At 34.8% G+C, this 11,266-nt stretch carries 14 protein-coding genes; 6 read left to right on the forward strand and 8 right to left on the reverse strand.

The genetic code is table 11. From position 1 onward, the window contains the following. Nucleotides 1-199: 199 nt before the first annotated feature. The 3 genes from Q0L68_RS10555 to Q0L68_RS10565 are packed head-to-tail and all read right to left on the reverse strand — an operon-like array spanning nucleotide 200 to nucleotide 2,482. Nucleotides 200-1,075, reverse strand: coding sequence for a biotin-dependent carboxyltransferase family protein (locus Q0L68_RS10555; protein WP_296702684.1), 876 nt, complete (start codon nucleotides 1,073-1,075; stop codon nucleotides 200-202). Next, nucleotides 1,068-1,766 carry a 5-oxoprolinase subunit PxpB gene (pxpB, locus tag Q0L68_RS10560; RefSeq protein ID WP_296702686.1) on the reverse strand — a complete coding sequence of 233 codons (699 nt, stop codon included), beginning with the start codon at nucleotides 1,764-1,766 and terminating at the stop codon, nucleotides 1,068-1,070. The genes Q0L68_RS10555 and pxpB overlap by 8 nt, the downstream gene beginning before the upstream one ends. After that, nucleotides 1,763-2,482 carry a LamB/YcsF family protein gene (locus Q0L68_RS10565; RefSeq protein ID WP_296702688.1) on the reverse strand — a complete coding sequence of 240 codons (720 nt, stop codon included), beginning with the start codon at nucleotides 2,480-2,482 and terminating at the stop codon, nucleotides 1,763-1,765. Before Q0L68_RS10565 ends, pxpB begins: the two co-directional genes overlap by 4 nt. A 139-nt stretch (nucleotides 2,483-2,621) precedes the next feature. On the opposite strand from Q0L68_RS10565, the gene Q0L68_RS10570 reads away from it, so the two are divergent. Continuing rightward, complete coding sequence (locus Q0L68_RS10570; RefSeq protein ID WP_296702691.1) at nucleotides 2,622-2,747, forward strand: 30S ribosomal protein THX; 126 nt, start codon at nucleotides 2,622-2,624, stop codon at nucleotides 2,745-2,747. 128 nt (nucleotides 2,748-2,875) lie between these two features. Here Q0L68_RS10570 and Q0L68_RS10575 read toward each other — a convergent pair whose 3' ends face one another. The 4 genes from Q0L68_RS10575 to Q0L68_RS10590 all read right to left on the reverse strand — a co-directional run bounded on the left by Q0L68_RS10575 (nucleotide 2,876) and on the right by Q0L68_RS10590 (nucleotide 6,867). Continuing rightward, nucleotides 2,876-3,385 carry a YdeI/OmpD-associated family protein gene (locus tag Q0L68_RS10575; protein WP_296702693.1) on the reverse strand — a complete coding sequence of 170 codons (510 nt, stop codon included), beginning with the start codon at nucleotides 3,383-3,385 and terminating at the stop codon, nucleotides 2,876-2,878. A gap of 24 nt (nucleotides 3,386-3,409) precedes the next feature. Beyond that, complete coding sequence (locus tag Q0L68_RS10580; RefSeq protein WP_296702694.1) at nucleotides 3,410-4,852, reverse strand: hybrid sensor histidine kinase/response regulator; 1,443 nt, start codon at nucleotides 4,850-4,852, stop codon at nucleotides 3,410-3,412. A gap of 10 nt (nucleotides 4,853-4,862) precedes the next feature. Beyond that, nucleotides 4,863-5,306, reverse strand: coding sequence for a response regulator (locus Q0L68_RS10585; RefSeq protein WP_296702697.1), 444 nt, complete (start codon nucleotides 5,304-5,306; stop codon nucleotides 4,863-4,865). Nucleotides 5,307-5,391: 85 nt separating this feature from the next. Next, complete coding sequence (locus tag Q0L68_RS10590) at nucleotides 5,392-6,867, reverse strand: CHASE3 domain-containing protein (RefSeq protein WP_296702701.1); 1,476 nt, start codon at nucleotides 6,865-6,867, stop codon at nucleotides 5,392-5,394. Between the two features lie 151 nt (nucleotides 6,868-7,018). Between Q0L68_RS10590 and Q0L68_RS10595 the strand changes: the two genes are divergently transcribed. The 5 genes from Q0L68_RS10595 to Q0L68_RS10615 all read left to right on the forward strand — a co-directional run bounded on the left by Q0L68_RS10595 (nucleotide 7,019) and on the right by Q0L68_RS10615 (nucleotide 10,281). Next, nucleotides 7,019-7,171 (forward strand): lmo0937 family membrane protein, encoded by a 153-nt coding sequence (locus Q0L68_RS10595; protein ID WP_296702704.1) that lies wholly within the window; start codon nucleotides 7,019-7,021, stop codon nucleotides 7,169-7,171. Nucleotides 7,172-7,327: 156 nt separating this feature from the next. Beyond that, nucleotides 7,328-7,588: a hypothetical protein gene (locus tag Q0L68_RS10600; RefSeq protein ID WP_296702707.1), complete on the forward strand. Its 261-nt coding sequence runs from the start codon at nucleotides 7,328-7,330 to the stop codon at nucleotides 7,586-7,588. A gap of 131 nt (nucleotides 7,589-7,719) precedes the next feature. Next, complete coding sequence (locus tag Q0L68_RS10605) at nucleotides 7,720-8,088, forward strand: response regulator (protein WP_296702709.1); 369 nt, start codon at nucleotides 7,720-7,722, stop codon at nucleotides 8,086-8,088. Nucleotides 8,089-8,098: 10 nt separating this feature from the next. Beyond that, nucleotides 8,099-9,520, forward strand: a complete 1,422-nt coding sequence (locus Q0L68_RS10610) for a sigma-54 dependent transcriptional regulator (protein WP_296702712.1) — start codon at nucleotides 8,099-8,101, stop codon at nucleotides 9,518-9,520. Between the two features lie 272 nt (nucleotides 9,521-9,792). Then, nucleotides 9,793-10,281 (forward strand): DNA starvation/stationary phase protection protein, encoded by a 489-nt coding sequence (locus Q0L68_RS10615; protein ID WP_296702715.1) that lies wholly within the window; start codon nucleotides 9,793-9,795, stop codon nucleotides 10,279-10,281. Between the two features lie 82 nt (nucleotides 10,282-10,363). Here the strand turns inward: Q0L68_RS10615 and Q0L68_RS10620 are convergent. Next, nucleotides 10,364-11,266 (reverse strand): sugar phosphate isomerase/epimerase (locus Q0L68_RS10620; RefSeq protein ID WP_296702718.1); only part of this gene is annotated, 903 nt, incomplete at its 5' end.

Genomic DNA, 11,266 nt, shown 5'->3' on the forward strand with positions numbered 1-11,266 from the left:
GCCATTCTCGAAATGGCTAATTTGTTGTTTTACAATTTCAGGGTTCATACCCTGCGATAAAATCTTTGATTTTAAGCCAGCATCCATGGTTTTTGGGTTGAAATAGTGATATGTTAAGATAATAGGCAGAAGACCTACGCTCAAAATTGTGAGCTGTTTTTTAGAGATTTTTTTTAAAAATTCCGAATTCCTGCTCTTTTTAAAAAATTATCTCCTTTAAGATAAAAGTTATTTTGTCATTAGGTCGCTTTTGAGCTAGCTGAGAAATTGAGTATTCTGATAATTGCAAAATTCTGGGATACCCACCTGTCACTTGTGCATCCTTCATTAGAATAATTAATTTTCCTCCAGAAGTTAATTGCACCGTTCCGGGATAAACTGGAGCAGTTGCCAATTCTTCTAGCTCATTAGGGATTCGTTCTTCCAATTGGAAAGCCATTCTGTTTTGCTGGTTGGAAATTGTAAAGCTTGTATTTAAGATCTGGGATTGTGCTTCTTTTTTTAACTCTTTCCATTCAGCTCCTGGGTATACTTCTATTTCCTTGGTTTCCATCCAGTCTCTAGGAAATTTCACTTTAGCTCTATAAAATGGAAGAATCGATTGGTCCGAAGAGAATGAAATTTGATTTCCCTTATTTAACATACCCAATTTTGTAATTCCAGAATAGCTGCTTTTGCTATCTAAAGTATAGGGGATATCGATTCCATTTTTAATTCCTAAATAAATCCGAGCTCCCAAACTTATTGGTCCAATTTCCAAGACATCTCCATAATCAATGGATAGAAGACCTTCAGAAGCGACTGTCCGATCATTTATAGATATGAGTGACTTTGCACCTGCAATGCAAATAGTAGTTGGATACTCAAATTTTATTTTAAAGCCCGGTTGGGAGACTTCTAATACAGCATCGTTTTCTGAATTTTTTAAAAGGTGATTGACCCATTTCATTGAAGTAACATCCATGGCCCCGGAAACGGGTATTCCATATTGGCCAAAACCAATTCTTCCCAGATCTTGAATACTTGTACCGGGTCCGCTTTTTAATATTGTGAAATAGGAGGTTCTTTTATTCATCTTCAAAGTAGCTTTCTGGATTTTTCTTTAACCTCAAGAACTCCTCTTCAGTGATCGGCATAAACTGAACTTTATCTCCGGGTTCTGCCCAAACCGGCGGTACTTTATGAGGATCAAAAAATTTGATTGGAGTTTGTCCAATTATATACCAACCCCCAGGGCTACTTGAAGGGTAAATACCTGTTTGAGAGCCACCAATAGCAACAGAGCCCGCAGGTACTTCCATTTCAGGAATAGATTTTCTAGGAGAATGTAATTTATTATGCAAACCTTGGAGGTACATAAAACCTGGCAAAAAACCATAAAAATGTAATCTGTAAGGATTAGAGGAATGTAAGTGAATTAATTCTTGAGCCGTCAGATTTTTGCTTTTTGCCAAAGCAAACAGATCTCTGGAATACTCTCCATCGTAGCAAACCGGGATTTTCCAAACCTTTTCTGATAAGGCTGGGAAAGCTTGTAGTTGCTCTATATGTCTGATACAGTTTTGAACCTCTTCAAGTGAAAAATTAGAATTCCAACAAATCCCCAAAGTTTTAAAACCTATTCGAATTTCCTGAATTCTCTCTTGGAACTGGTTTATAAGATGCTTTTTTAAAGCGATTTGTTTTTGAAGTAGTTGGTCTGAAACTTCCTCTTTCCATTTTATCTCAGATAATTTGGGAGTGATGCTATAGTGTTCTAGGTTCAATTCCACCACGTTTTCCTGATTTTTGGAAGAAACTTTTCTAAGCCTGGATTATCCCCATGGAAGCAAAGGGTATCTACTTTTACAGGTAACCTTGAACCGTCAACTGCCTGAATTTCTCCAATATCCAAAATCTGAATTAAATGTTCAGAAATTGATTTTTCATCGCTTAATAAGGAACCGGGGTTTTTTCTCGAAACTAAAGTATAATCAGAATTATAAGCTCGATCAGCAAAAACCTCACTTCTTGTCAATAATCCTTTTTGGTTTGAAAAAAACTCCATCTGGGATTTTGGGGGAGTGAAAATAGGAGTCTGAGGATAGTTTAATTTTAAAAAGTTAGTTAAAATATCGGCAAGTTTTGGGTTTGAAGCAGCATCATTATATAATGCACCATGAAATTTAATATGGTCAAGGCCTAAACCAAGTTTTTTTGAAACTTCTTCAAATAGAATAATCTGTTTTTGAATACTTGAAAGCAGATCGCTATTCGAAATTATCATTGATTTTCTTCCAAAATTCTGTTTATCAGGGTAGGAGGGATGAGCCCCCACTTTCTTCTTGAATTTTTTTGCTAGAGTCAGTGTGTTTTCAATACTGATTTGATCACCAAAGTGCCCACCACAGGCAACGCTGGCAGTATCTATCCAAGGAAATATTTGACTTTCGGTAAGAATTCCCTCCCCTAGATCACAATTTATTTCAGGTAAATTTTTCATTTCTGAAATATGAAAATTCCACTTAACAGTGCCAAGAATTCTTTGAGATAAACTTTTGGAATACTGCTTTTAGGATACTTCTTGACATTTTTTTAACTGGTTTTTATTTTTGAATGTGTCAAATTAAACCAAATAAATTATGGGAAAGGGAGATATTAAAACTAAAAAAGGCAAAACAAATAGAGGAACTTTCGGAGCAAGTAGACCAAAAAAAGTTTCCAATAAAGAGGCTAGGAAGAAAAAATTTGAATTGAAGAAAACATAAATTTAAAAAGGGGCTAGTTTAATTCAGCCCCTTTTTAAATCTAAACCAACTGCGAATTTTAGTTATTTAATGGTTTTCATTTTTTGCCTTAAGCTTAATCTTCTAACAATTCGTTTCCCGAAGGTTCCTTATAAATTATTATAATGTTTGATCATCTCATTTAATTGTTTGAAATCTAATTTTCCTTTAGCCAATCTGAGATGATGCATAATGGCTAGTGATTTTTTCATTCTACTTTCTGGATTCTTTACTTTGGTGACGATGTAAACCAAACTACGTTGTTTGCCTGGAGTGAGAGATTTGAAATATTTGTAGCCCTCCTCATCTTGGTCCATCAATACCTGAAATTCTTCCGGCAACTCATGCCCGTATTCACTTGCATCTTTTTCTAGGGAAATTGATAGTAAATCTCCCACTTCCAAACTCTGGGTCTTCCGTATTTCTTGATTAATTAAAATATACCAGTAGGTTTTAGCTTTCATCAACGCCATATGCCATGGACCTTGATCATTGATTTTTACCAGTACACGTCTGTTATAATTCTCAACAATATCTTTGGATATACTTTCTGGAACGGGTACATGAAAACTCCAATGATTGAAATCAAAACTTTCTAATTTTCCTTGAAATACTATCATTTTAAAGGATTTAGAGGGAAATAATTAAGAACTTATACTGAAACTGATGATAAAAGTAGTTCCGGTTCCTTCTTCACTTTTCACTCGAATAGAGCCGCCATGGCTTAATATAATGTTTTGGGTGTTTGTTAAGCCAAGACCCGATCCGCCTTCTTTACTAGTGTAAAAAGGTTCAAATAGCCTCTCGAGATTTTCTTTTGGAATTCCTTCACCATTGTCCTTTATCTCTAATCGACATTGTTTGCCTTTGATATAGGTCTTTAGAAATAGCTTTCCGCCATTTTCCGGCATTGCCTCAACAGCGTTTACCAATAAATTAATTAAAGCAATTTTTACCTTTTCTGCATCGACATCGATATTACAGATAGAATCTTGATAGTTTTTGAATATTTCAAATCCTTTAATTTGAATGCGATCCTTTACTTGTTCCAAAGCCTCATCCAGCAAATCATTGATAGATTGATTGGAAATATCCAATTCTGTAAAACGAGTGCTTTCAAGAAGCTGAGTAACCAGTTGATTGATTCGATTACAATTTCTTTGAATCACGTCAATCAAATCTCCGCTTTCCTTTAGAGTATCTTCTGGCAGCTCCATCTGAAGCTGGTCGGCTGAAAGAACAATCGTAGTAAGTGGGTTTTTTACCTCATGAGCCAATAATCTGGCAATTCTACCTGTTGATGAAAATTTCTTAAGATTTAATTCCTCCTCTTCTTTGGCTTTCATTGCGGTAAGATCCTTGATCATAACCTGAAATAAATTTACATCCTGTTTCACAATGCTAATCAATGCATTAATTTGATTTTCTTCATTGATCTTTAGCTCAGTTTCCAAGTCAAATAATTCAGATTTTTTTCCCAATACATCCATCAAAATCATTTGGGAAAGCTGGTCTGTGATTAAATCACTAAAAAAATATCCATCAGTTGAGTCTTCAGAATGAGGTTCAATTCCAAATTTTTTTGTAAAAATAGGGTTGGCTTCTAAAATTTTGCTCGTACCATCCATTAATAAAAATGGATCACCAGCTCGTTCAAAAATAGATCGAAATTTCATCGCAGCATGATCCAAGGATTCCATTAATTGAGAATCTCGAATGGCGTACCTTAGAGTTCGATCCAGCGTCTTGGCATCAAATTCTCCTTTGATCAGATAATCAGATGCTCCCACTTGCATAGCTTCCTGATCAACGGTGCCTGTATTCATACCAGTAAGCATGATAACCGGAGCATGCTTTTGAATTGACTTAATTTCTTTGATCAACTCTAAACCAGTTTCCTTTCCCAGTTTGTAATCCACTAAGTAAACATCAAAATGTTCTTTTGTCTTTTCGAGTGCTTCTTCAAATGATGCTGCCGAATAGATTTGATAAACTGGATTTTTAATTTTTTTAAGGATGGTTGAGAAAAGTAATAAATCATCAGGGTCATCATCAACGTAAAGAATTCGAATGGTTTCTAAAATCATATTTGCAAAATTATACCGGCAACATGACCGTTTTTGACCAATAGTTTTCTATTTCCTTAGCAACTTTGACAAGTCCTTCAAATGATCCCGGCTTGGTGATAAAGCTATTGCTTCCCATTTTATAAGTGATTTCAATATCATCTTTTAGGTTGGATGTTGTAAATATGATCACAGGTATTTTTTTAAAATTTTCATGGCTTTTTATTTCTGCTAAAGCAGTCCTGCCGTCCTTTTTAGGCATATTGAGATCCAATAAAATAATATCAGGAATTGGAAATTTTTCTACTTGATCAAAAGGAGCAACTTGATTTAGGTACTGCAATAAGGCTTCCCCATCGGACACGCAGGTAACGTTTTCTTTTGGAAGTGTTTTTTGAAAAGCTTTTATGATTAATAATTTATCATCATCATCGTCTTCTGCAATAAGTATGTTAATGGGTTTTTTCACAAGCATAAAGGTGTTTTATAAATAAAAAGTTATTTGATTTTAGGTTATAAATAAAGGTGATCTTGTATCATCGGTTAGAAATGGATTTACATCAAGATTTTAATACTGGTAATAGAATTATGAATTTAGAACCATCTCCTGGTTTGCTGGTAGCATAGATAGCTCCGTCGTATTTTTCTATGATTTTTTTAGATATCGAAAGCCCTATTCCAGTTCCTTCAAATGCCTCTTTTCCATGTAATCTCTGGAAAATCGCAAAGATTTTATCTGAATAATTCGAGTCAAAACCAATCCCATTATCTTGAATTTCGATTTTGTAATAATCAATTTCAGGATCTAGCTGAGAAAATTTCTTTATTTCATTGTCATTTGCTTGTTCACAACTGATTTTAATCTCAGGTTCGACTCCAGGTTTTGAAAATTTTAAAGCATTTGAAATAAGGTTTTGAAAAACCTGCCTAAACTCTGTTTCTTTTCCTAACACCACCGGAAGTTTATTAATTTCCACTTTTGCCTTTTTTTCTAAAATGGCTATTTCCAGGTCGTCTAATACACTTTCCGAAACTGCATTGAGGTCTATTTCCTTTTCTTCTTCAGAATTAGTTCTACCAGCTCTGCTGTACTCTAATAAATCAGTAATGAGTCTTCTCATCCGATTTGCCGCCACTGTCATTCTGGAAAGGTATAATTCTCCCTCACCTTCCAAAATTTCTGCATATTGTTCTTTTAGTAAATCTGAAAATGCAGTGATTTTTCTTAATGGTTCCTGTAAATCATGGGAGGCAACATAGGCAAACTGTTCCAATTCTTTATTAGAATCATCTAATAGATATAATTGGTCACGAAGCTTCTCTTGGTAGTTTTTGATCCTTTTTGAGGCTAATTTCTGAACTTTATTATAATGGAATATGGAAAATAAAGTAATGAACCCTACGGAAATAGAGATTAAAGATATTATACCGACAATGAAAGGAAGGGCATTTATGTTATTTAATAAAGATCTGTTTCGATCTACAAAAACCCGATTTTCCTCATCGTTGATGATTTTTACAACTTCCTTGATGGATCTATAACCATCTAAAGCACTAGAAACACGGGCAGGACTAACAAAGCCATCTAAACTTCCATTTTGTTGATAATACTTGATAGTAAGTTCAAAAGTATCTACTCGAATTTTGATCAAATCTTCTAATTCTTCAAGATTTTGAAGTTGGTAAGGATTATTTTCTTTAAGCTCTTTTAAACTATTCAATAGTAATTCTGCATCAATCAGGGATTGTCTGTAATTAGTTAGAAACTTCTCGTCTCCTGTTAAGACAAATCCCCGGATGTTAGTTTCTCGCTCTAGTATACTAGAATATAGCTCACTGGTCCTTTGGATTATATCTTGAGTCTCCATCAAAGCAGAGGTATAATATTCGATTCTTTCAGAGGTCCAATAAGAAATCCCGCTTCCGACGATGATTAGGAAAAGTGAAATGATAGCGTACAACTTTATTCGATTAATCGATGAGTTGCTGCTTTCAAATAGCTGGGAATTCCCAGTATTGGGGAATTTATTTCTCATTATTTATAGGTTTCTTTAAAATCCTGTAGACTTCAGAAGCTTGGATTGTGCTTTTTTGTCAAATTAAGGCCCTTTTTTTAAATTCTCATTATATAGGCATGTGCATTGGTCTAAAGGAATTAAATAAAACTTAAACCAAAACCACAAAACCATGAGTTCTCTATTATATTTTATCGCAATTATCCTTTTGATAGGATGGCTAATCGGAGTTTTTGCCTACAGTGCGACAGGTTTAATTCACGCATTATTAGTTTTGGCGGTGATCGCAGTCTTATTCAGACTGATTGGCGGACGAGGAGTATAGTTCCTTGAAAAAGTATCGGCATTTTCGTATTAATATCATCAATCGATTTTAATTTTTCAATTGTTAAAATCGATTGATGATAACGAAAAGTAGTAGAAAGTTCTACTTAAGAAGAATGAAAATAAAAAATTTAAAACTCTAGAAAATAAAAAAATGATGAACAAGCAAGCAGTAAATACTAGTATATGGTTAGGAGGACTAATCACGGGTGCAATTGTAGGAGTATATCTTTATAAGAATAAAGATCAGTATGAACCTCAAAAGGAAAAACTAAATAGTTTGTTGACGGAACTACAAAATGTCGCTGGTGATTTAAAGTCTAAATTGCTTACAGTAAGTCAAGAAGGAATCAATGCTACCAAATCCGCTCTGCAGACAGCAAAAGAAACCACTAAAGAAAAAGTAAACAATAAATAGATTTTTAAGCTTTTGAAAAGGCACAGTTTCTAATTGTGTCTTTTCATTTTAAATCTAAAAACACCCAAAATAATTAAAAGAGTAAATTTGAATATAGTACTCTGAAAACCCATTCAAAATGATGAATTGTGATGAAGAATAAAGTGATCCTTGTAGTGGATGATGAATTAGAAATCAGAGCACTGCTATCTAGATTTCTCGCTAGAAAAGGTTTTGAAGTATTTTCAGCAGGTACTTTGTCGGAAGGAAGAAGATTAGTGGATGAAAGGAGTCCCAATCTGATCTTTCTTGATGTAAATCTACCTGATGGAAATGGTTTGAAGGAGCTGAAAAAGTGGTCTCAGGATTTTAAGTCATTACAAGTGATAATGATGAGTGCGTTTGATCATCAAGAGGCTAGGGATGAAGCTTTAAATTCAGGTGCCATTCATTTTTTGAGCAAACCATTTAATTTGGCAAAGCTCGAACAGGTTATTCAAAAAGATATATCAACCAATTAATATAAATCACATGGCAAAGATTCTCGTAATTGATGACAATATTGACATTTGCCAATTGCTAGAGCGTTTTTTAACCAAAAAAGGCTACGATGTCGAAACTACCATTTCAGGAAAAGATGGGCTCGAAATGGTTAAAAACACCTATTATGATCTTATTTTTTGCGATTTTAAGTTGCGGGATATGGAGGGTCGTGATATTTTGGCTAAAGTCCGGATTATTTCTCCAGGTACACAAGTAGCAATTATTACTGGATATGCAGATGTGAAAATTGCTGTGGAGGTTATCAAAAAAGGTGCTTTTGATTATGTAACAAAACCGTTATTTCCTGATGAAATTTTAAGCTTGATAGAGCGAGCTTTATCTGTTCAAAAAGAATCAAAAGTGAAATCCGTCACTTTTCATAAGGCAGATTCTAAACCCAAGGAAAAAAAGGAAAAAACAGAAGCTAATTCAGATTTTTTAAAAGGGACAGGTAAAGAATCCAAAAAACTATATAAAGAAGTCAAATTAGTAGCTCCGACAAATTTGAGTGTGGTCATTTACGGGGAAAGTGGTGCAGGGAAAGAAAATATTGCCAGGCTGATCCATGATCAAAGCGAGAGAGCAGGAAAGCCCTTTATTGCAGTTGATTGTGGAGCATTGACAAAAGAGCTTGCAGGAAGTGAGCTTTGGGGTCATGAGAAAGGTTCTTTTACTGGCGCTCATGCTGAAAAACCGGGTCAATTCGAATTGGCAGACGGAGGAACCATATTCTTGGATGAGATTTCTAATTTATCCTATGAAGTTCAAGTTGGCTTATTGCGATTAGTTCAAGAAAGAAAACTGAGAAGGATAGGTGGCACCAAGGATAAATCAATTGATGTTAGAATCATTGTTGCATCTAATGAAGATTTGAGAAAGGCTGTGCAGGAGAATAAATTCAGAGAGGATCTCTATTTTAGATTTAATGAATTTAGCATTACAGTTCCTCCATTACGTGAAAGAGTCGATGATATTGAAGCTTTTGCAATGCATTTTCTGGAACTATCAAATAAAGAATTGAATAAATCTGTACAGGGTTTTGATGAGGAAGTCATGCAAGTTTTCAAAGAATATGTATGGCCAGGTAATCTTCGTGAAATGCTTAATGTAATAAGGAGAGCTACTTTATTGACAGATGGTGATAAAATGACTGTATCAGCTTTGCCGGCTGAAGTAGTTTATGCCAGGAAATTTAATTTCACAGATTCTAATTCAGATGAAAAAAATACAGGTGGGAGTGCACTATCTAAAAAGTCTCCTGTTAGCTTGAAGGATGCTGCTGCTGAAGCTGAAGTTGAAGTTTTACGAAAGGTTCTTGAAGAAGTCAAATACAACAGAACAAAAGCAGCCAAAAAGCTAGGTATTGATAGAAAAACGCTATTTAATAAGATGAAACAATACGATTTATAAAATATTTACAGCGGTAAAATAATGTAGCCTTCCATCTGTGAAGGCTATTTTTTTGTGTTATAGATTCAACAGATTGGGGAATATATTTCTGGTACAACTTAGTAATGAAATGAAGCTTTGAAGAGTTAAAAAATGTTTGTGTTGAAGATTGGATGCTTTTCAAAAGAATCTAAGGAAATCTATGTTCAGAGTAATGGATTCTTTTGGTTGCTATTTTTTGGAAAAGCCTTTGCACTAAATAAGACATGAATAACTTAACAAACACTAATACAATGACTACCAATAAAGCAACACTTTCAAATCATTTAAAACTTGATGATAAGGCTATGAAAAACATGGCTGCTAATATGAACGATTTGCTTTCTGATTATCATATTTTTTATCAGAACGTAAGAGGTTTTCACTGGAATGTGAAAGGAGAAAACTTCTTTGATCTACACGTACAGTTCGAAGAACTTTATACTAAATTATATGAGAACATTGATGATTTAGCTGAACGAGTGGTAACCATAGGTTTTAGACCTCTGCATGCATATTCGGATTACCTGAAAAATAGTATCCATAAAGAAATCACTGATGTAAGCAATGGTGACGAATGTGTTAAACATGTAATTGACGGTTTAGGGATTTTGGCTCAATCTCACAGAAAAGTAGCAAAAGAAGCTGGTGAAGCTGGTGACATTGCTACGGAAGATATGTTGACAGCTTTTGTTGCAGATCTTGAAAAAAGAATGTGGATGTTTACTATGTTTGCGAAATAATAGATTACCAAACACAACCAAATTAAAAAACCGCAGTGTAAGCTGCGGTTTTTCTTTGTACATAGATACTCGTTGAAATCGTTTAGGATAGTGCTCTTTCGCAAAATTCAACACATTTTTGAACTTCCTTCACTGCATCTGAACCTTCAGGAACTTGATATTCCAATTCAATCGTAGCTGGAAATTTATATTTGTTTGATTTGATAAGGTTTAGCAATTCAGGTATTGGAGTATCTCCAGTTCCCCATGCAAGATTTCCTTTTCCATTTGCGGGAGTTTGTCTATCCTTAGTATGCATACTCAAGATATGTTTGTGCTGCTTTTCAATCAATGGAATTAAATCCGTATTTCCTGCAGCGATGTAATGCCCAGCATCCAGATTCAATCCGTTATTGGGACTTTGAGCAATTGCAGTATCCCAAAACGAAAATGTTTCCTGCTCATGTCCATGATAACCTACTGAAATTTTATGTTTTTCAGCCATCTTGCCCAACTTTAAAGTATGAGCATCATCGGAAGGATGTTCAAGTGTGACATGCGTTGCGCCTAGCGCTTTGGCTGCTTTCATCCCGTAATCAATCTCTGCATCAGTATTATTTTTACCAAAAGCATTTGGTTTGAAGGCATAAATGCTGACTCCTGCAGCTTTGTACATTTTTCTTAAGTCCTCAAACTTTTTCATGTCTACTTTTGCTCTCCATTCGGCCACTTCTTTGCCATAAGCTTCACCAGCTGCTCTCATTTCATCCAACTCGGTTTTCTCCGCTGCTGTCAATTCCTCACCTCTTCTTGCTTTTCCTCCTAATTGAAACATCCGCATTCGATTAATGGGAGATTCTGGCATACCTGCAAAGCTTTCCGCAGGATCTCCCATTAACTCAATTGCATTTAACCCAGAATCTGTTACATACTTCAAGGTGGCTTCTGCACTTTGATCCGGCATTGATCTGAACGAATAGGTAATACAACCTATCTGAACACCATT

This window comes from Algoriphagus sp., from assembly GCF_024642405.1.
In the GTDB taxonomy this organism is placed as follows: Bacteria; Bacteroidota; Bacteroidia; order Cytophagales; family Cyclobacteriaceae; genus Algoriphagus.